This is a genomic window from Paenibacillus piscarius, from assembly GCF_022234545.1.
GTDB classification, from domain to species: domain Bacteria; phylum Bacillota; class Bacilli; order Paenibacillales; family Paenibacillaceae; genus Paenibacillus_AQ; species Paenibacillus_AQ piscarius.
The window spans coordinates 320,985-341,550 of record NZ_JAIEUI010000001.1; the positions used below are offsets into that span (position 1 = coordinate 320,985).

Sequence of the window (20,566 nt, forward strand, 5' to 3'; positions counted from 1 at the left end):
CATTTCCGGCAAAGCGTGATATGCTGTAGTCACTTACCGACAGACAGTCGGTCGATGGGTTTGGGAGGTATTTTAAACTTAGTTTGGTCACTATCTGTTAACTATAAGGAGACATGAATATGAGAGTGGTAAAAGAAGCCGAAGAACGCAGAAACGAGATTCTTGACGCAGCGGCTGAGCTGTTCGGGCAGAAAGGGTTCGACGGCACCAGCACGAACGATATTTTGGGCAAGGTGGGCATAGCGCGGGGGACGCTGTATTACCACTTCAAGTCCAAGGAAGATATTATGGATGCGCTGATTGAGCGGACGAATGCCGGGATGCTGGGAGCGGCGAAGGTGATCGCTGAGGACAAAAGCATTCCGGTCATCGACCGGATGCTGCGCGTGGTAATGGCGCTGAACATCAGCAGCGGAGGAGGCAGCGGCAGCAGCGAGATTATGGAGCATATTCACCAGCCGCAGAATGCGCTGATGCACCAGAAGGTGCAGAAGGCGGTCATTGCCGGTGTTCCGCCGCTGCTGGCGCCGATCATCAGTGAAGGGATTGAGCAGGGGCTGTTCAATACGGAGTATCCGTATGAATGCATGGAGATGGTGGTGGTGTATGCCACGACGATTTTTGACAATGACATCATAGATATGACTGAAGAGCTGCGCATGTCCCGCATCCTGGCGTTCATCGCCAACGTGGAGCGGCTGCTCGGTGCGGAGAACGGAAGCCTGATGAGTGTAATGCAGATGTTCGGCAGCGCGGGTGAAGAAGGGGAAGGTGCAGACAATGAGTAGAGCGGGCACCAGCTTCGGCAAATTTATCTTCTTATGGTCGGGACAATTTATCTCGGCGATCGGCAGCGGGCTGACGTCGTTCGGTCTGGGAATCTACGTCCTGCAGCAGACCGGTCAGACCTCGGCCATGGCGCTGGTGACACTGCTGGCCTTCATGCCTTCGCTGCTGCTCAGTCCGGTAGCCGGCGTGCTGGCAGACCGCTACGACCGCAGGCTGCTGATGGTGCTGGGCGACAGTCTGTCGGCAACCGGCCTGATCTATATTCTGGTCTGCATGATGAACGGAGGAGCGCAGCTATGGCAGATTTGCATCGGAGTGACTGTCAGCTCGGTGTTCTCCTCGCTGCTTGATCCGGCTTACAAGGCGACGATCACGGATATGCTCACCGAGGAGCAATATACGAAGGCCAGCGGATTCGTTCAGATTGCAGGCTCGGCCAAATATCTGATCTCGCCCGTATTCGCCGGGCTGCTGCTCGCGGTAGCAGATGTGAAGCTGCTGCTGATCATCGACATCTGCACCTTTTTCGTGACATTGCCTACTACTCTTGTTGTACGCAGCGGACTGATCTCCAAGAAATCGGAGCAGGCCCAGGCCTTCATCCAGGAATTCAAAGAGGGCTGGAAGGCGGTCTCCGGCAGACGGGGCGTGCTGATCCTGGTTATCATGACCTCGGTCATGACCTTCTTCATCGGCTTCATTGAGACGTTAGCCATGCCGATGATCCTGGCCTTCTCGAACAGTACGGTGCTGGGCACCCTGGAGACGGTGATGGCCTCGGGGATGCTGGTATCCAGTGCGCTCATCGGGATGCTGGCCATCCGCAGAAATTTTGTCAGGATGCTGGCAGTGTCACTGTTCTGCTCAGGCCTCAGCATTGCCGCCTTCGGGCTGCGCGAGAATGTGATACTGATTGGACTGTCGGGGTTTATGTTTTTTGCGATGCTGCCCTTCACCAATACCGCGCTTGATTATCTGGTCCGTACCAATATCGATAACTCGGTCCAGGGAAGAGCCTGGTCGTTGATCGGGCTGCTCTCCCAGCTCGGGTTCGTAGCGGCGTATATGCTGGCCGGGGTGCTGGCAGACTACGTATTCACTCCTTTGTTAGTGCAGGGCGGGGTGCTTGCGGACAGCGTAGGCCAGATTATCGGCACCGGCCGCGGCCGCGGGATGGGACTGCTCATCATTATTGCCGGACTGATGCTGAGTGCCGCTTCAATCATGATTTCGCGCTTGAAATCGATCCATAGTCTTGAGAACAGGGGTGGACCATGTATTCCCGAATAATACGCAACGATATCCGTAACAGCAAAGTTTCTGCATTGACTACCATGATCTTCGTCGCCGCTGCCGCGATGCTGGTCTCCCTGTCGGCGATCCTGATCGTCAATCTGACCGGGGCGATTGATACGCTGATGACGCGCGCCAAGACGCCGCATTTCGTGCAGATGCATTCCGGTGAGCTGGACCGGGAACGGCTGCAGGCTTTTGCCGAGAAGAATGATAAGGTTGTAAATTGGCAAGTCCTCGAATTCCTCAATGTGGAGGGGGCGCGGATCGCTGTTGATGGCCGCCCGCTTACAGACAGTGTCCAGGATAATGGCTTCAGTGTGCAGAGCGGACAGTTTGATTATCTGCTGGATCTGGACGGACAGGTGATTACAGTGCGGGACGGGGAAGTGTATGTTCCGGTCAGCTATCTGAAGGATGGTTCTGCGAAGGTGGGCAATATTGTTCAGGTGGGGAGCACAAGTCTGACGGTAGCGGGGTTCCTGCGGGATTCCCAGATGAATTCCCTGCTGGCCTCCTCCAAAAGATTCCTGGTCAGCCCACACGATTATGTAGCGATTCAACCGTCCGGCAGCACGGAATATCTCATTGAGTTCCGGCTTAAGGACCTGTCTGCACTAAGTGGCTTCGAGGCAGACTATACCGCTGCAGGACTTGAAGCCAACGGGCCGGCGGTTACTTATACCCTGTTCCGCATTCTGAATGCGATTTCCGACGGGCTGATGATCGGGGTGATTCTGCTGGCCAGCGTGCTGGTGGTGATCATTGCTTTTCTATGCATCCGGTTCACGCTGCTGGCGGCCATAGAGAGCGACTACCGCGAGATTGGGGTCATGAAGGCGATTGGCTTACGTGTCTCTGATCTCCGGAAAATCTACCTGGCGAAATACGCGGCAATAGCAGCACTGGGCAGTCTGCTCGGCTATGCGCTGTCGTTCGTGTTCCGGGGCCTGCTGCTGGAGAACATCCGGTTATATATGGGGGAGAGCGGGAAGTCTCTCTTGGCCTCGGCCTGGGGAATCATCGGCGTCGCACTGGTCTTCCTGACCATTGTTGCTTACGTGAACGGGGTGCTGAAGCGTTTCCGCAGAATCTCTGCTGTACAGGCTATCCGCTTCGGTGTGTCCCAGGATCAGGCAGCGGGTGCAGGGCGCCTGAAGCTGAGCAGAGGCCGGCTGCTGAACACGAATGTGCTGCTGGGTATCAAGGATGTTCTCGCCAGGAAGAAGCTGTACATCACCCTGCTGGCTGTGCTCATTATCTCTTCCTTCATTATGATTGTTCCCCAGAATCTCTATCATACGATCTCCTCCCGAAGCTTCATCACCTACATGGGGATCGGTGACAGCGACCTGCGGCTGGATATTCAGCAGACCGCGGATATTCCGCAGAAGGCGGCAGAGATTGCCCGGGCCATGGAGCGGGATGCTGCCATCTCCCGCCATGCTGTGCTGACTACCCGGGCGCTGAAGGTGAAGCTGGACAGCGGGCTGGAGGAACGGATCAAGGTCGAGCTTGGCGACCATTCGGTCTTCCCGGTGGCCTATTCGGAGGGGCGCGGACCGCAGGGCGCGAATGATATTGCTCTCTCTGCGGTGAACGCCAAGGAGCTGGTGCTGAAGACTGGTGACACCATAACTCTGCTGGTTGACGGGGAAGCAAGGAAGCTTACGGTATGCGGAATCTACTCGGATGTAACGAATGGCGGCAAAACGGCCAAGGCCGTATTCTCCACGGATAGCGCTGAGGCTATGTGGTCCACCATCTATGCCAAGCTTGCCGATTCGTCCCTGACCGTCAGCAAAGTGCACGAATATGCACAGAAGTTCAGCTATGCCAAGGTATCGGATATTAATGAGTATGTCAGACAGACCTTCGGTTCGACCATCAGTGCCGCCGGGAAGGCTGCTTGGACTGCCATCGCCGTGATGCTGGTCATTAATGTCCTGATTACGCTGCTGTTCATGCGGATGCTGATTGCCAAGGACCGCTATTCCATCGCTGTCCTGAAGGCACTGGGCTTCAGGAACTCAGATCTGACCGCTCAATACTATACGCGTTCAATCGTGATCCTCCTGGCGGGGGCCCTGCTCGGCACGCTGCTGGCGAATACGCTGGGGCAGAGCCTGGCCGGAGCCGTGATCTCCTCCTTCGGGGCATCAACGTTCCGGTTCGTGGTTAATCCTCTGTCGGCGTACGTGCTGTGTCCGCTGATGATGCTGGGCTCGGTGATGATAGCAACCATTATCGGCGCTTCAGGGATCGGACGAATTCAAATATCCGCGAATATGAAGGAGTAGATGATAGAGATGAAGACCATCATTACAGCTGACCATATATTGAAACGCTACGGAGCCGGAGGCGAAGCAAGGAACGTTCTGGACGGGGTATCGGCCGAGATTAGGGAAGGCGAATTCGTCTCCGTGATGGGGCCTTCCGGCTCGGGCAAGTCGACGCTGATGTTTGCCCTTAGCGGAATGGACCGGATTGACGGAGGACAGGTTACTTTTGAGGGCAAGGATCTGGCTCTGCTGGATGACGATGAGCTTGCCGACCTGCGCAGAACAGCCATGGGCTTCGTGTTCCAGCAGCCGACGCTGATGAAGAACCTGAATATCCTGGATAATATCATCCTGCCCTCGCTGCGGGATAACCGGCACAATGCTGCAGCGGTTACGAACAAGGCCCGAGGGCTGATGCAGAAGGTAGGCATCGCGGAGCTTGCGGAGCGGGAGATTACCCAGGCTTCGGGGGGCCAGCTGCAGCGGGCCGGAATCTGCCGTGCACTGATGAATAATCCGCAGATTATCTTCGGGGATGAGCCCACCGGGGCGCTGAACCAGAAGGCGGCGGAAGAGGTTATGGACCTGCTGTCTGCGGTCAATAAGGAAGGGACGGCGGTCATGCTGGTCACGCATGATGCTACCGTTGCGGCCAGAACGGAGCGGATTATGTTCATGCACGACGGCAGGATTGCCGATGAGCTATGGCTCCCGAAATACAGCGGCGAGGCGTCGGAATCCCGCATGAACAAAATCACGGCAAAGATGCGGGAGATTGGGATTTAATAGAAATGAACGATTCTCCCGGATTGTTCGTATTATAGTTATTTGCTGACACCAATGAAGAGGTGAGAGGAAATGCTGACAATCCGAAATTTTACGAAAAGCTACAAAGGCGGTAAGAAGGCAGTCGATGATCTGAGTCTTGTGGTGGAGCCGGGCGATATCTACGGCTTCATCGGGCATAACGGCGCCGGCAAAACCACAACGCTGCGCGCTGTGGTAGGGGTGCTGGATTTTGAGCAGGGGGATATTGAAATCGGTGGCATCTCAATCAGGAAGGACCCGGTGGCCTGCAAGGCGCAGATGGCGTACATCCCGGATAATCCCGATCTGTACGATCATCTTACCGGTATCCAGTATCTGAATTTCATCGGGGATCTGTTCGGTGTAACGAAGGCTGACCGGGAGCGCCTGATCCAGAAGTACAGCGATGCCTTCCAGCTTACTCCTCATCTGGGTGACATGATCTCCTCGTATTCCCATGGCATGAAGCAGAAGCTGGCGATTATCTCTGCACTGATTCATGAGCCGAAGCTGTTCGTGCTGGATGAGCCGTTTGTGGGTCTTGATCCGAAGGCGGCGCATACGCTGAAGACGATTATGGCCGAGGTATGCAGCAGGGGAGGGGCCATCTTCTTCTCGACGCATGTGCTGGATACCGCCGAGAAGCTCTGCAACAAGATTGCGATTATTAAGGGCGGCCGGCTGATGGCCCACGGCAAGACCGGAGAGGTCAGAGGAGAGAACAGCCTGGAGGACGTATTCATGGAGCTGATCGACAATGATTAATATCTGGCGGTTAACGAAGCTGCAATTATTGTCCTCCTTCGGCCTCAACAAAGCGCTCCACACCAAAGATCCGGCAGAGAGACGGAAGGCGCTGCTGGTCAGCCTGTCCATGATCCTCGGGTTGCTCCTGGCAGGAGCGTTCTCCTTCAGCTACAGCTTCATGATGGCCCAGACGTTTGATGCGCTGAACCGGATGGATCTGCTGCTGGCGGTGATGATGGCGGCGGCTTCACTGGTCGGATTCTTCACAACCGTCTATAAGGCGGGCGGGGTATTGTTCAGCTTCAAGGACTTCGATATGATCATGTCGCTGCCGGTGAAGACCAGTCATGTGGTAGCGAGCCGGGTGCTGCAGCTCTACGTAATGAATCTGTTCTTTACACTGCTGGTCATGCTTCCGGCGGGTGCAGTGTACGCAATGTACGTGAAGCCGGGCGTGCTGTTTTATCTGTTTTTTGTGCTGAGCTGCTTCTTCATTAGCCTGGTGCCAATTATTGCGGCTACGATTGTCGGCGCGCTGATCAGCTTAATATCCTCCCGGTTCCGGGCGAGTAAATTGCTGAGCATCATCTTTACCTTCGTATTCATTATTGTGCTTATGTCAAGCTCATTCCTGCTGGGAGGCGGTGAGCAGCAGCTTGCCGATTTAGGGGAAGCCATAGGCGACAGAATCTATAAGGTGTATCCGCTGGCATCTGTATATGTGGATGCTGTCTGCTCGTACCAGGTTAGCTCGCTGATCTTCTTCATTGCCTTGTCCTTACTGGTCTTCGTACTCTTCTCCGCCCTGCTGGCTACCCGGTACAAGGCTATTCACACAGGACTTACAACCAGCCGTGCCAGCCGCCGGTACACGATGAAGCCGCTACAGGCGAACTCGGCATTCAAGGCCTTGTATCTGAAGGAGCTGCGGCGTTACTTCAGCTCTGTCAACTATGTGCTGAACACTGGAATTGGTATGGTGATGCTCCTGATGATGTCGGTTTCCCTGCTATTTGTAAGCGCGGAGAAGCTCGGAACGATCATGGACATTCCCCAGCTGTCGGAGGTCCTTAATACACTTAGTCCGCTGGCGGTGTCTCTGTTTGTAGTACTGAGCTGCACCAGTGCCAGCTCGGTCTCCATGGAAGGGCAACATCTGTGGATCTTGACCAGTTCTCCCGTATCCAAGTCCGCCATCATCCTCAGCAAGGCTGCTGTGAACCTCACGGTCACCGTGCCTGTAATTACAGTGAGTGCAGGGCTGCTGATCTATACGCTGCAGGCCGGATGGATAGAGAGCCTCTTCCTGCTGGCGGTTCCGGTCATCTATGCCTGTTATTCCGCCCTGCTGGGCGTGATCGTGAACCTGAAGCTGCCCAAGCTGGAATGGACCAGCGAGGTTGCGGTCGTCAAGCAGAGTGCGGCAGTGCTGGTATCGATGCTGCTGGGCATTGTCAGCCTGGCCATTCCATTCCTGCTGCTCTTTATGTTTCCTGAGGTGAACGGCCATCTCATCCTGCTGGGGTACGCTGTGCTTCTGGCGGCGGTCTGCGCCGGAATGTACAGATATATCCGGATCAGCGGGGAACGGTTATTTCAGAAGCTGTAGCGGCCGGTTCATCCGTGCGGATAATCATGGGTATCAGTGTTACCACAGCGGCGAAGACCAGGAATATCGCCCAGTAAGGGCTGTTCAGCGACAGCATCCGGCTTGATAGCGCAGGTCCTGCCGCCATGCCTATGAAGTTAATCAGATTGAACAGCCCAAAGCCTGCGGCACCTGAAGCTGCAGGAACGGTCCGGGGAACGCTGTGGTTCAGGCCGATCTGTACAGCGCAGTTCCCGATGTAGATACACGCCAGAGCAGCTACTAAGAGGGGCAGCGAGGTGTGAGCTCCTTGAGCCATCAGCACAAAGCCGGCAATGGCGGCGAGGCTGAAGATACTGATCAACCGCGTAGGGGTCCATATTAGCAGCAGACGTCCAGCCATCAGATTTGTACCTACGTTAAAGAATGCGGTGGCGAACAGAATCAGACCGATCTGTACAGGAGATATGCTGTAGGTATGTGTGAGCAGCAACGGGAACAGATAGAGGACAGCCACAATGGAGGCGCTGTTCAGGGAGGTAGCTGCAAGCAGCCTCTGAAAAGGCTTCAGCTTCAGTATATGTATATCTGCAAAAGGGGACTTTACGTCCTTCCTGGCGTAGCGCTTCATCAGCACGATCATAATTATTGTGATGAAGAACAGCCACAGGTTCAGGGAAATGGCTAATAAGAACGAAACGACCATCAGCATCACCATTGCCGCACCCGGGATATCGAATGGCTGCCGGTTAGGATCTTCTCTGAGATAGTCTCCCGGCATGAACGCGTAAATCCCGAGGAAGCCCAGCGCAATGAGGACCATGAACAGGAAAAGGGAGTGCCAGCCGAAAAAGGAAGTCATTACGCCGCCCAGCAGGAAGCCGGTGCCCGAGCCGAGGGTCATCATGGAACTGATCAGGGTCAAGCCAAGCTTCCGGTGAGCCGGCCGCAGATAATGGCTGACGGTAATCATGGACAAGGGCACGAAGCAGGACCCGCCGCCGGCTTGAATGACGCGGGCAGCAATGAGCAGTAGGTAGTGGTGGGTGAGGTAGCCAAGGATGGAGCCTCCTACAAGCAGGCTGATACCCGTCAGGAACAGTGTCCGGATCTGAATATGCTCCGATAATTTGCTATACGTTAAAGCTCCGATAGAGATGATGCAGGTGTAGCAGGTAATGATCAGGCTGGCCTTAGTGGTTGTTAGCTGCAGCTCGGCTACGATGCTTGGCAGGGCCACGTTAAATAGAACCGCATTAGACACGCCCATTAATACCAGGAAACACAATGTTGCCAATAGTCCAGCCTCTCTGGCTGTCATCTTCATAACGAATTCTCCTTCATTGTCGTCATTGTTTAATAGTACTAAAACTTTATGACTATTAGGATAAAAAAAGCTACTGTCTAGAGAGTAGCCAGGAACCCGGGCAAATACGCTTCAAAGGTGTCCAGGTTCAAACGGATATGCTTCTGTACACCTTCCTTCCTGATATTCACCAGCCCGGCTTCAGACAACAGCTTCAGATGATACGAGCTGTTAGATTTGCTGATCCCGAGGCTCTGTCCGACCTCGCCGCAGATGGGGGGCCGCTCTATATTCTTCAAAAAGCGGATAATCTCAATCCGCTTCTCATCCGACAACGTCTGAAATATGCGGACACGCTGCGCGTCCGTTAATGGTTGTAAAGTCATGTGACTATGATACTCTGGAGGATTTTGGTTGTCAACGGGGAAAGATCATTCTAAACAAGTAGGGGGAGTGGAGCCTATGGAGAGCATAAGTGACAAGCTGGAGCGTTATGTGAGTGAGTACTTGAAGCTGTGGGACATGTATGGCGTGATTCAAGTGATCCGAAAAGGAGAGGTATTGCTGGAGAAGGCTTGCGGTTATGCGAGTCTGGAGTTTGGAATTGAAAATACGCTGGCGTCACGCTTCTCGCTCGCCTCTATGTCGAAGCAGTTTACGGCCTTCGCCGTCATGCTGCTGCATGACAAGGGGCTGCTGGATGTTGACCAGCCCGCGCAGCGGTATCTTCCAGAAGAGCTGAAGATTGACGAGTCTATCACCGTCCACCATTTGCTGTCGCACACCTCGGGCTTATATAACTTTTATAACTTTGAGAACGATTTCTTTGGCGGCGATTACCGGCTAGATTATTCCCGCACAAGGTTCTTCCGGCAATATATTAACAAGAAGCCTGTTCAGCCGGCGGGCACGGCGTACGATTACAATAACTCCAATTACAACCTGCTGGCCTGGATCATTGAGCATGTCTCGGGGGAGACGTTCGGGGAGTTCCTGCATCATCATCTCTTCCTGCCCCTTGGGATGAACAGCACCACGGTAGATGACGGCTGTGCGGTGATTAAGAACAGGTCCAGCAATTATATCAAAGACTTTGCAGAAACCGTCAAATGCCCCTACTACAACGAGAAGTTTAGCATCGGAGCAGCAGGTATTGTATCGGACTGTGCGGATTTGTACAAATGGTATACTTGTCTGCGCGACCGGAAGCTGCTGTCCCCAGCGGGCTATGAACGATTCTTCCAGGAGAACGAGAACAGCTATTGCTACGGTCTGGAGCATCACTCCTTGTACGGGCAAGACCGGTATTCCCATGGGGGCGATCAACTGGGGATTTGTACGTATATGCAGAATTTTTTCGCGGAGGATCTGTGCATTATCATTCTCTCGAACAACGAAGCAATCAATCAGTATAGACTCGGCAAGGCCCTCGCGGATATTCTGCATCAAGTGGAGGTGGAGCCTCCGGCCCGGCATCCTGAGCTACAGCTTAGTGAAGACTGCTTAAGAAACTATTGCGGAACCTATCTCGAACATAAAATCCAGCTTGAGCTGATCGGCGGGAAGCTGTATTTCACCCGGTTCACCGGCAATGTACATATAGAGCTATATCCCGTAGGCGATGGAGAATTTGTCCAGCGTTACTATGACCAGCGCCATCCCTATAAGATCACTGAGAATGCGCAGGGAGAGAAGGTTTTTTTCGGATATCCCCGCTTGGCCCCTTGAAGTTGCCGCTGCGTCAAGTGATAGGATAAGATTGAAAGAGATTAAGACTCCTTGCTTAAAGGGGAGCATTGGGATTATGTGTATACAGTATGAAGGCTGGAGGTACATACAATGAAAAATTCAGCGGTTACTTTAAGCAAAGCGACAGTTGAGGATGCGGCAGTTATCCATGCGATGCAGCATGCGGCTTTTTTGCCGCTTTTGGAGAAATATCAGGATTATGAGACCAATCCGGCTAATGAAACGATGGAGAGACTCTTAGAACGGATGAATCAGGAATTTGTGGATTACTATATCATCCGAAACGCCGGTAATGCGGTGGGCAGCATCAGAGTCAAGAAGACAGATGAGCATCATTACTGGCTTAGCCAATTATGTGTAGTTCCGCAATCTCAAGGCCAAGGCATCGCCCAACAGGCCTTCGCTCTGATTGAAGAGATCTATGCGGATGCGAAAACGTGGGGGCTGGCGACCGTCGTGCAGGAGGAGCGTAACTGCTATTTGTATGAGAAGCTGGGCTACAGAAGGACGAATGAAACCCGGGAAATCAATGATAAGATGACCTTGTGCTTTTATGAGAAGCGGGGAGGAACGTTATGAAACGGCTATCACTAGGACATCCAGCGGTTGACTATGATGATAATTTAACCGAGATTGATGAGCAGATCTGCGCTCTTGTTAGGCAGCGAAAAGACGTTTCCCATAACAAGCAGACTTTTCCTACGGAAGAGCTTGTGGCTAAATGGTCTGCCCGTTACGGGCTGTATGAGGAGTATATCAAATCTCTGTTTATGATCATGATGGACGATGAGCACTTCAAGCCGATGGTTGAACCCGCAGGCTTCATACGGCATATACAGATCCTGCAAGCGATCGAACAAGGTGACTATCTCTTTAGCCTAAACTCCATGAAGCAGTACAGCAATGCGAGCGTCATTGTGATCAACATCGATTGGGAGGGGCCGGAGGATCAGCATTTTGATCACGAGAAGATGATCCACGTGAAGCTTTCTATAGGTGAAGATTATGACTGCCGGATGATCAATGGGTCAAGCAATTCGGACCATGCTGCTTATAGATTTGTTGTATCGCCCCCGTTGCCTGATGATCTGACTGGAATAGAGCTCAGGTTCACAAAAAATTGGGGTGTTATCCACCGGAACTGCAGATGATGACATTGTGTTTAAACTTTAGGTACTTGCAAGTACATTTCAAGCCTCTTCAGCAGAAGGGGCTATTTCATTTAAAACCTGCAGGTATCAAACGCTTGACAACAGGAGATAGAGGAGGTAAAGTATGAATATAAAATATCTTAATTTAAAGATAATATTTAAACGAATATCTTAAAGTAAAGATATAATTATTAACATTAATCAATCGTTATGCCAAATTTATTGTAGGAGGAATTTCAAATGAACAAACAAACCGCAGGAATTCATCATATCACCGCTATAGTCGGGCATCCGCAGGAAAATATGGATTTTTATGCAGGGGTGCTGGGGCTGCGGCTGGTGAAGAAAACAGTGAATTTCGATGATCCGGGAACATATCATTTCTATTTCGGCAACCAAGGCGGGAAGCCGGGCACGATCATTACGTTCTTCCCTTGGGCAGGGGCCTATCAGGGGAAGATTGGCGGGGGACAGGTTGGCGTTACCTCGTATGTGATTCCTGTAGGCGCAATGGACTTCTGGAGAGAGCGGCTGACGAAGTTCAAGGTTGCGTACACGGAGATGGAGCGGTTCGGGGAGCAGTACCTCGAATTCGATGATCCTCACGGCCTGCACCTGGAGCTGGTAGAACGGGAGGCCGGTGAGCGGAATGAATGGACCTTCGGCGGGGTGACCCCGGAGGTGGCCATCAAGGGCTTCGGCGGTGCAACGCTGCTGTCCACGCAGCCTGAACAAACCGCAGAGCTGTTGGAGAAGGTGATGGGCCTTAACTATGTTGGCCAGGAAGGCGATGTTGCCCGCTACCAATCGTTCGCGGATCTGGGCAACGTGGTTGAACTGAAGCTAACGGCTGTGCCGCGCGGGGAGATGGGAGTTGGCACTGTACATCATATCGCCTGGAGAGCGAAGGATGATCAGGATCAGCTTGAATGGCAGGAGTTTGTGCATGATAATGGATATGGAGTGACACCGGTGCAGGACCGGAATTACTTCAACGCGGTTTACTTCAGAGAGCATGGGGAGATTCTGTTCGAGATTGCCACTGATCCTCCAGGCTTCGCCCATGATGAGACGCCGGAGACGATGGGCAGCAGCCTGATGCTGCCGGAGCAATATGAGCCGCACAGAGCGCAGCTCGAACAAGTCCTGATTCCAGTGACGGTAAGAGAGCTTGACTAATTTGCTTTGAACCAAAGAGGAGGCACGCCCATGATTGCCATAGATCCGCTGCAGGGCACCGAACGGGATAATTATAAGCTGCTAATCGGGAGCATAATTCCGCGGCCTATTGCGTTTGTAACCACATTGTCGGATGAAGAGGTCTTGAATGGCGCGCCGTTCAGCTACTTCAATATTGTCTCCTCCAATCCGCCGCTGATCTCTGTCGCTATTCAACATGCTGCGGGTAAGTCTAAGGATACTGCACGTAATATTAAGCAGACGAAGGAGTTCGTCATTCACATTGTGGATGAGCAGAATGTCGGACAGGTGAATAGGACCGCAGCGCCTTTGCCGCCGGATCAGAGTGAAGTAACATTAGCCGGACTGACGCCGGTAGACAGCTTGCGGATTGCGGTTCCAGGCGTTCAGGAGGCGAAGGTGCGGATGGAATGTGTGCTGGAGCAATGCGTAGAGCTGCCGAATACGGATCTGATTATCGGCCGGATTGTACAGTTTCATCTCGATGAAGCGATTTACAATGCGGGACGCATTGATCCGGTGAAGCTGGGGGCGGTCAGCCGGCTGGCCGGGAATAGCTATGCGGGGATCGGGGAGATTTTTGAGATTGAGCGGCCGGTGTAACAGGAGGCAGCTCAGGCATATTCTATACCACAACAAAACCCTGGCGGAAGCGCCAGGGTTATCTATGTAAGAAATAAAGATTGCATCCCTCATGGAGATATGTTAATGTTAATAAACTATCGGCCATTTTAACGTTAAATGGTCAGCGTTATAACATCTTATTTATATATTAAGTATAGCAAAGGGACAGCCGGTTTGTCAACCCGCCAGTTTGGAACAATTTCATCAGCACAAAGGAGTGTTCAGAGGATGGAGAAGGCAAAGGTCTGGGACCAGGAGCAAGAGCGGCTGGAGCAGGTGAAGGAGAAGCTGAAGGCAGGGATCGCCAAGCTGGAGCCGGAGGTCGGGCAGTTGAACGAGCAGGCAAGGGACATCCGCCGCAGGTTCTGGGAAGAGGTCACGGTCGATACGAACTCGCAGGAGGACTTCGAGGAGAGCTTCTTCACCATCACTCAGCAGGAAGCGGTTTTGTCAGAACGGGAACGCAGTCATGCGCGCAAGCTACGGCAATGGAAGAGTATGCAGCGGCTGCTGCCGTCCCCTTATTTCGGGCGGATTGATTTCCTGGAGGAGGGACAGCAGGCGGTTGAGCAGGTATATATCGGAGTCTCCTCCTTCGCGGAGGAGGACGGCTTGAGCTTCCTCATCTATGACTGGCGTACTCCGATTGCCAGCCTATATTACGATTATCCGCCTGGCCAGGCGGCCTTCGAGACGCCGGGAGGGGAGATTGCCGGAACGATGGAGCTGAAGCGCCAGTACCAGATCCGCGGCGGCCAGCTTCAGCATCTGTTCGATTCAAGTGTGACGATCGGCGATGAATTATTGCAGCAGGTGCTCGGCAAGGGCGCTGATTCACAGATGCGCAGCATTGTCGCTACGATTCAGGCGGAGCAGAATGCCATTATCCGCAACGATAACAGCCGGATGCTCATCGTACAAGGAGCGGCGGGCAGCGGCAAAACCTCGGCAGCGCTCCAGCGCGTCGCCTATCTGCTGTACAAACACCGGGGACGGCTTACGGCGGACCAGATTGTACTCTTTTCGCCTAATCCGATGTTCAACAGCTATGTGTCAACCGTTCTTCCTGAGCTGGGTGAAGAGAACATGCAGCAGACGACCTTCCAGGAATATCTGGAGCAGTGGCTCGGGCAGGAATTCCAGGTTGAAGATCCGTTCGATCAGATGGAGGTTGTGCTGGCGGATCGGCAGGACGAAGGATATGAACCGCGCCTGGTGGCGATGGCATACAAAGCTTCGGGAGCCTTTCTCCGCGCGCTTCAAGGCTATGCGCAGTGGCTGAAGGGAGAGGGGATGTTATTCAATGACATCTGCTTCCGGGACCGGGTGTTAATCTCCGGGGAGCAGATCAGAGAGAGGCTCTATAGCTATGATCCGTCCATCCGTCTGCCGAACCGGATAGCGCTGGTGCAGAAATGGCTGCTCACCGAGCTGGCGGGACTCCAGAAGGAGGAGCAGGGGGCAGCTTGGGTTGAGGAAGAAATGAATTACCTGGATAATGAGCAATACGCCGAAGTCCATGGTAAGCTGCACAGAGACAAGGGTGTGTTCGACTTTGCCGAGAAATATCTGCGCCTGCAGGAGCAATTGGTGCATAAGCGGGAGCTGGATGAAGGGGACTTCGATTATGCTGAACGGGAGGAGGAGCTGCTCAGCGAGATGATCGTGAAGGAGCAGTTCAAGCCGCTGAGACAGGGGATTAAGCGGTTCACTTTTATTGATATGGCCGGGATTTACCGTCAATTGTTCAGCAATGAAGCGGCTTACCGGGAGATGACTGGAGAGGCGGCGGTGCCGGAGCATTGGCCGGAGATTTGTGCACAGACCCGGGCGAAGCTTGACGGCAAGGCGCTGTATTATGAGGACGCGACCCCGTATCTGTATCTCAAAGAGCTGATCGAAGGCACCCGGACGAATACGCAGGTGCGGCATGTTTTCGTGGATGAAGGCCAGGATTATTCGATGTTCCAGTACGAGTTCCTCAAAAAGCTGTTCCCCCGCGCCCGCATGACCGTGCTGGGAGACTTCGGGCAGGCCATCTTCACCCAGGCGACGAATCTGTATGGCAACGGCTCACCGCTGCTGCACTTATACGGGGAAGAGGAGACCCGCCAGTTCCTGCTGGTCCGCAGCTACCGCTCGACCTATGAGATTGTAGAGTTCACGAAGCGGCTGCTGCCCGGGGGCGAGACGATTGTGCCTTTTGAGCGTAGAGGCCGGAGGCCGGTCCTGGCTAAGCTTGCGGACGATCAGCGGAAGGCGGAACGCATTATGAAAGACCTGGCGGAGCTGCGGGCGGAAGGCTATAATTCCATCGCAGTGATTACGAAGACGGCTGCCGGGAGTAGGGAGGCATATGAACGCTTGAGCGCTATGGGCGGGGCTGAAAAGTTGCGGCTGGTTACGAAGGATACGCCAACGTTTAACCAAGGCATACAGGTGATTCCGGCGTATCTGGCCAAAGGCGTAGAGTTCGACGCCGTCCTGATCTATGATGCTTCCCCGCAGGCGTACCGGAGGGAGAGCGAGCGGAAGCTTTTTTATACGGCGTGTACCCGGGCTATGCACCGGCTGCAATTGTATACGGCAGGGGAGTGGACACCGTTTGTGAGTGTGGTGGAGCGGGAGCTGTGTGAGTGGGTGGAGGAATGAGTGTGTGGAGCTGAGGATGTTCTGGATAAGGTGCTGGTATGTTGATTTCTGATTACTTGAGCAAGTATAGAGAGGCAATTCTGGCACTCCCTCCGGATGCCCTTCAGTTCAGGGACAAGGTTCTGACCAGCAATCTGCTAATGACCCGAAGCGGTGACCAAGAGATGTTCTACGCACCTCATAATGAGGTGGTTAATCCTGCGGCGAAGGTGGTCATTATCGGGATTACACCCGGATGGACCCAGATGAGGATCGCACTGGAGGCTGCGCGCAAGGGGCTTCAGGCAGGGCTGACTGATGAGGCGGTATGCAAGTTGGCCAAAGAAGCGGCAGGCTTCGCAGGAACGATGAGGGTCAATCTGATTGACATGCTGGATAAGCTCGAACTGCATAATTATCTGGGGATAGGAACCTGCGCGGACCTGTTCGGGGAGTGCCGTGCACTGCTGAACACGACCTCGTTGCTGCGGTTTCCGGTGTTTAGCGGGGGAAGGAATTATAACGGGAGTCATCCTGATCTGCCCGCTCATCCTTTTCTGGATCAGACAGCCCTAAGCCTGCTGCATGCGGAACTGAGTGTCATGAACCGGCCGCTGCTGATCCCTCTTGGCAACAAAGTGGAACAGGTGCTTCAGCCGCTGGCGGCGGACGGATTACTGGATGGGGAACGCTGTCTGTGGGGCTTCCCTCATCCTTCCGGTGCTAACGGGCACAGACTGGTTCAATTTGCCCGGCATAAGGAGAGGATGCGGAAGCAGATACAGGCGCTTGGCGGGTAGCTGTTGACATTGCTTAATAGTTACACTAAACTGTAACCAATACAGTTAACTGTAACTATTATTTGCATGGAAGGAGAGTCCTATGAATACCTACACCGCGAAGCAAGTGGCTGAGATTCTGCAGCGTGAAGATCCGCAGATGAACCTGCGGACGGTCAGATATTACACACAGATCGGGATGCTGCCGCCGCTGGAGCTGGCCGGGAACCGAAGGGTCTATACCGACAACCATCTGCACCATCTGCGCGCGGTTCTGGTCTTGTCCAAGAGCGGGGAGACGCTGGCCTCGGCCCAGGAGAAGTTAGCAGGGCTGCCGCTGGAAGAAGTGATAAAGATCGGGGAGCATCTGCGAATGTACCAGTCGGGGCAGCTTCTGCACAATGAGACGCATGCGGTCAGCGAGGATGTGGTACTCTCAGTAAGTCCCAGAATTTCCCCGGCACTGAAAGAGAAAATGATCGCAACTGTCACCCGGTTGCTTCAAGAGGAGGGGCAGAAATGATTCAGATCCACTTAGCGAAATCTGCACTGGAGCACGAAGAGGGAATCAATGTGCTCTGGATTCAGCTTGCTCCTCTGCCGCAAGCCCGGAAGACCTGTGTGCAGCTTTATTTGCCTCCAGGTATTCACCGTGCGCGTAATCTGAACGATATGGAGGAGGATAGCAGCGGCATTCTATCCATTCCTGAGCCGCAGGCTGCGGCCGATCTGTTCATTGAAATCTTCACGCGTGAGCCTATTGTCTGTGGAATGTACAGCATAACCATTGAAGTCACTTACACGGATGAAGCCGGGGCAGCCACGAGCGTAAAGCGAGGAATTCCCCTTAAGGTCGTGGCTGATGATGAGGCGGCTGAGCTTGTGGCTGACCCGGAGGTGGTGCGCCGGGTGAAAGAGCTGCAACGGCGTGCGGACACCTTCACCCCGGACCCATACATCGAATATCCGCCCGCGAAGCTGATCCGGCTGGACGCCAGCCAGATGTCAGAGTGGGAGAAGAAGTACCGTGTGGACGGGGCTATTGAATTGTAATCGTCTACGGCACAGATCATTTAATCTGTTCTCGGTATAGGATAGAGCTGCGCTCCCGGGTATGATGAAGTTGTCCCACAAGGAAAGGCAGACGTTCACGGTGATTCACGGGATAGCAATATGTGCGATTATGCGGATGGGAAATTTGCAATTAATGACGGGCGGCACCGCAATGTGGCCTTGCAGCGGATGAACATTACTCACGCACCTGTGGTGTTCTGGACAAGCTCGGAGGCGGATTAGCGGGTGGTGTTGGAATATCTGAGTGCAGAGAGGACTGAGAGCGTATGACCAAATTGCCATTATTCATTATTACCGGAGCCAGCGGCGTAGGTAAAACAACTGTGATGCATGAGCTTCGGAGGCAGATGCCTGAATTCGTAGTGTTCAGCACGGATGATGATAACTTCGGGAGCACGGGGAAGAAGCTGGAGTATCAGGACCGGTATAATGTGCTGTTTCATTGTGCACGGTCCGTTGCGTTGTCGGGAAGAGGGACGATTATTTGCGGGACGATGATGCCCTGGGATGCCAAGAAATGCGATGTGTACGATGCCTTCAGCGAAGTGCATTTTATTAACCTCCATTGTGATGATGCCACCCGTAATGCCCGCCTGCGGGGCCGGGAGGATGCTGCGACCTGGACTGAAGATATGCTCAGGCAGCATCAGGAATTCGCACAGTGGCTGCTGGACCATGCCGATACGGACTATGATCCGCCGATGCCGACTTTTGACTCCACCTCTACACCTCCCGCCCGTCTGGCGGAGCAGATTAAGGAATATATCGGTTCCAAATGGAAGCAGGGAGCGGGAATTGTCACAAGCAGGTGATTGTATTTCCTGCAATAGAAAATGATTTACTGACCGTAAAATGAGAATCTATTGTATTTCATAGAGTAGAATGTTGGGTTTTGGGTGAAAACGGGCCTTTATTCAACATTCCATTGTACGGAATACAGTAGATTCTATTTCGCAGTCTTTTTTACAGCAATCCATTGTACAAAATGCAGTTACTCTCGTTCCAGCGCCTATAGCATGCGAATGACTGCTGTGAAAAATAAGTTAACTGTTCATCCTGTTACCGCCCGTTGCCCCAAGCCCGGCTTAAGGCTCCATACTGCTCCATAGCGCCTGGAAAGCGCCGGGTTCCACTTCGAAGAATACCGGCGCATTGCCGTAGCGCACAAGTCCCTTACCGAACAGGGTCAGCTCTACGCGGGCCTTGTCGGTAAGCTGGAGGTAGACCGGCTTGCGGTCCTCATTGTCATAGATGCCTTGAGCCATGAGCGAGTCAGCAGGCAGCGGCTTGGCGGCATTCAGCGCGCTTAGGAAGCCGTCCAGCGCTGGACCTTCCGGCAGCGGCAGATATTGCTGCTTGCCGTTGTTCCAGCTGTCGAAGCTCTCCCACTGGGCGGAGGCAATACGCCCTTCCAGGTTCAGCTTGCCGATCAGATCGGCTCCGCTGTTCACGGTAATTCCGTTCGTATGCTCATACAGCTCTGCGAACACCTGGCCGTCCACCTCTGTGTAAGACATAATCAGGAAGTCTGAGTCATAACCCTTGACGGCAAAGATATCGGTCTCGCCGATGTTCGAGGCCAGCTCCGTATATGCATCCTTGCCGCTCCATTCATCAATACCACTGGTGGTGCGGCCCAGCTTATCACCGCGTAGTGCTGCGGCATCGGCCGCTTCGATACGGGTCGCCGCTTGCGTATAGACATTGCCCTGATAGACGACCAGCCCGACCATATCCGCCTGCACACCAGGCTTCTTATCCGGCAGCTCGATCTTGGGAATGACGACCCCGGCGGCATTGCCCGCAGCCGGGGTTCCCGGGTCAACCTGGGCCACTTGATTCGGTGAACCTGTTCCGCCCAGCTGCTTCATTACGCTAGGGCCGGCCAGGCCGATCCCGGCGGCAACCAGTACGCTTGCCGCGATATAGACTATTTTACGCGGACGGCGCTTCTGCTGCATTTTATCGGCTAATCCTTGCTTCATCTCACGATTTGCACTCATTGTATCCACCGCTTTCTTGTATTGTGTGCGAAACTCTTCTTCCTTCACTCTGAATCCGCTCCTTCCAGCTCCAGTCTTAACAGCTGCCGTCCCCGCTGAAGTCTCATCTTCACGGCCGACTCGCTGATCTGCAGAATTCTGCTGATCTCCTGGACGGGGTAATCCTCATAATAATACAGATGAATCACAGTCTTCACCTTCACCGGCAGTGCCGTCACCAGCTGCAGAATGGCCAATGCTTCAGGGTTATCGTCAGCCGTGACCGGCTCCGCACCCTCCAGCTTGACCTCGCGCCTGCGCCAGCCTCTGCCCAGCAGATTCTTGCAATGATTGGTGATCACGCGGATCAGCCAGGCCTTCTGGTGTTCGTCATCCTTGAATACAGGACCTTTCTCCATCAGCTTGATGAAGGTATCCTGCGTAGCCTCTTCGGCATCCTGACGGCTGCCCAGATGAACCAGGGCAATCCGGTACAGCATATCGGAATACATTTCATAGCTTCTCATCACATGATGGCCCGGCCGGGTCATGGGTTGCTGCATG

The 20,566-nt window shown here is 53.6% G+C and carries 20 protein-coding genes; 16 read left to right on the plus strand and 4 right to left on the minus strand.

Annotated features, from left to right (window positions below):
- Window positions 1–119 precede the first annotated feature (119 nt).
- The 6 genes from K1558_RS01295 to K1558_RS01320 all read left to right on the plus strand — a co-directional run bounded on the left by K1558_RS01295 (window position 120) and on the right by K1558_RS01320 (window position 7,527).
- A complete protein-coding gene (locus tag K1558_RS01295; protein WP_238649561.1) occupies window positions 120–788 on the plus strand; it encodes a TetR/AcrR family transcriptional regulator in 669 nt (222 codons plus the stop codon).
- Window positions 781–2,079, plus strand: coding sequence for an MFS transporter (locus K1558_RS01300; protein WP_238649562.1), 1,299 nt, complete (start codon window positions 781–783; stop codon window positions 2,077–2,079). Before K1558_RS01295 ends, K1558_RS01300 begins: the two co-directional genes overlap by 8 nt.
- Entirely contained in the window at window positions 2,064–4,382 is a 2,319-nt protein-coding gene (locus K1558_RS01305) for an ABC transporter permease (RefSeq protein WP_238649563.1), read from the plus strand. Before K1558_RS01300 ends, K1558_RS01305 begins: the two co-directional genes overlap by 16 nt.
- Before the next feature lie 9 nt (window positions 4,383–4,391).
- The gene (locus K1558_RS01310) at window positions 4,392–5,150 is read left to right on the plus strand and encodes an ABC transporter ATP-binding protein (protein WP_238649564.1); all 759 of its coding nucleotides are present in this window, start codon (window positions 4,392–4,394) and stop codon (window positions 5,148–5,150) included.
- 72 nt (window positions 5,151–5,222) lie between these two features.
- On the plus strand, window positions 5,223–5,936 hold the full coding sequence (locus K1558_RS01315) for an ABC transporter ATP-binding protein (protein WP_238649565.1): 714 nt from the start codon (window positions 5,223–5,225) through the stop codon (window positions 5,934–5,936).
- Window positions 5,929–7,527 carry a hypothetical protein gene (locus tag K1558_RS01320; protein ID WP_238649566.1) on the plus strand — a complete coding sequence of 533 codons (1,599 nt, stop codon included), beginning with the start codon at window positions 5,929–5,931 and terminating at the stop codon, window positions 7,525–7,527. Before K1558_RS01315 ends, K1558_RS01320 begins: the two co-directional genes overlap by 8 nt.
- On the opposite strand, the gene K1558_RS01325 is transcribed toward K1558_RS01320, so the two are convergent.
- Together K1558_RS01325 and K1558_RS01330 are read right to left on the minus strand one after the other, a co-directional pair.
- Window positions 7,496–8,833 carry an MFS transporter gene (locus K1558_RS01325; protein ID WP_238649567.1) on the minus strand — a complete coding sequence of 446 codons (1,338 nt, stop codon included), beginning with the start codon at window positions 8,831–8,833 and terminating at the stop codon, window positions 7,496–7,498. The genes K1558_RS01320 and K1558_RS01325 overlap by 32 nt on opposite strands.
- Before the next feature lie 77 nt (window positions 8,834–8,910).
- Entirely contained in the window at window positions 8,911–9,198 is a 288-nt protein-coding gene (locus K1558_RS01330) for an ArsR/SmtB family transcription factor (RefSeq protein ID WP_238649568.1), read from the minus strand.
- Window positions 9,199–9,274: 76 nt separating this feature from the next.
- Here K1558_RS01330 and K1558_RS01335 point away from each other — a divergent pair, with 76 nt between their 5' ends.
- The 10 genes from K1558_RS01335 (at window position 9,275) to K1558_RS01380 (ending at window position 18,832) form a co-directional block, all read left to right on the plus strand.
- The gene (locus K1558_RS01335; protein ID WP_238649569.1) at window positions 9,275–10,540 is read left to right on the plus strand and encodes a serine hydrolase domain-containing protein; all 1,266 of its coding nucleotides are present in this window, start codon (window positions 9,275–9,277) and stop codon (window positions 10,538–10,540) included.
- A 111-nt stretch (window positions 10,541–10,651) separates the two neighbouring features.
- A complete protein-coding gene (locus K1558_RS01340) occupies window positions 10,652–11,140 on the plus strand; it encodes a GNAT family N-acetyltransferase (RefSeq protein WP_238649570.1) in 489 nt (162 codons plus the stop codon).
- A complete protein-coding gene (locus K1558_RS01345) occupies window positions 11,137–11,712 on the plus strand; it encodes a hypothetical protein (RefSeq protein ID WP_238649571.1) in 576 nt (191 codons plus the stop codon). Before K1558_RS01340 ends, K1558_RS01345 begins: the two co-directional genes overlap by 4 nt.
- 240 nt (window positions 11,713–11,952) lie before the next feature.
- The gene (locus K1558_RS01350; protein ID WP_238649572.1) at window positions 11,953–12,891 is read left to right on the plus strand and encodes a ring-cleaving dioxygenase; all 939 of its coding nucleotides are present in this window, start codon (window positions 11,953–11,955) and stop codon (window positions 12,889–12,891) included.
- A gap of 30 nt (window positions 12,892–12,921) precedes the next feature.
- The gene (locus tag K1558_RS01355; protein ID WP_238649573.1) at window positions 12,922–13,515 is read left to right on the plus strand and encodes a flavin reductase family protein; all 594 of its coding nucleotides are present in this window, start codon (window positions 12,922–12,924) and stop codon (window positions 13,513–13,515) included.
- 249 nt (window positions 13,516–13,764) lie between these two features.
- Window positions 13,765–16,188, plus strand: coding sequence for an RNA polymerase recycling motor HelD (gene helD / locus K1558_RS01360; RefSeq protein ID WP_238649574.1), 2,424 nt, complete (start codon window positions 13,765–13,767; stop codon window positions 16,186–16,188).
- Between the two features lie 38 nt (window positions 16,189–16,226).
- Complete coding sequence (locus K1558_RS01365; protein WP_238649575.1) at window positions 16,227–16,967, plus strand: hypothetical protein; 741 nt, start codon at window positions 16,227–16,229, stop codon at window positions 16,965–16,967.
- 82 nt (window positions 16,968–17,049) lie between these two features.
- Window positions 17,050–17,469 (plus strand): MerR family transcriptional regulator, encoded by a 420-nt coding sequence (locus K1558_RS01370; RefSeq protein ID WP_238649576.1) that lies wholly within the window; start codon window positions 17,050–17,052, stop codon window positions 17,467–17,469.
- The gene (locus K1558_RS01375; RefSeq protein WP_238649577.1) at window positions 17,466–17,999 is read left to right on the plus strand and encodes a hypothetical protein; all 534 of its coding nucleotides are present in this window, start codon (window positions 17,466–17,468) and stop codon (window positions 17,997–17,999) included. The genes K1558_RS01370 and K1558_RS01375 overlap by 4 nt, the downstream gene beginning before the upstream one ends.
- A 287-nt stretch (window positions 18,000–18,286) precedes the next feature.
- Complete coding sequence (locus K1558_RS01380) at window positions 18,287–18,832, plus strand: P-loop nucleotide/nucleoside kinase family protein (protein ID WP_238649578.1); 546 nt, start codon at window positions 18,287–18,289, stop codon at window positions 18,830–18,832.
- A 273-nt stretch (window positions 18,833–19,105) separates the two neighbouring features.
- On the opposite strand, the gene K1558_RS01385 is transcribed toward K1558_RS01380, so the two are convergent.
- Together K1558_RS01385 and K1558_RS01390 are read right to left on the minus strand one after the other, a co-directional pair.
- Window positions 19,106–20,071 carry a hypothetical protein gene (locus K1558_RS01385; RefSeq protein ID WP_238649579.1) on the minus strand — a complete coding sequence of 322 codons (966 nt, stop codon included), beginning with the start codon at window positions 20,069–20,071 and terminating at the stop codon, window positions 19,106–19,108.
- Window positions 20,068–20,565: an RNA polymerase sigma factor gene (locus K1558_RS01390; RefSeq protein ID WP_238649580.1), complete on the minus strand. Its 498-nt coding sequence runs from the start codon at window positions 20,563–20,565 to the stop codon at window positions 20,068–20,070. The genes K1558_RS01385 and K1558_RS01390 overlap by 4 nt, the downstream gene beginning before the upstream one ends.
- Window position 20,566: the final 1 nt, after the last annotated feature.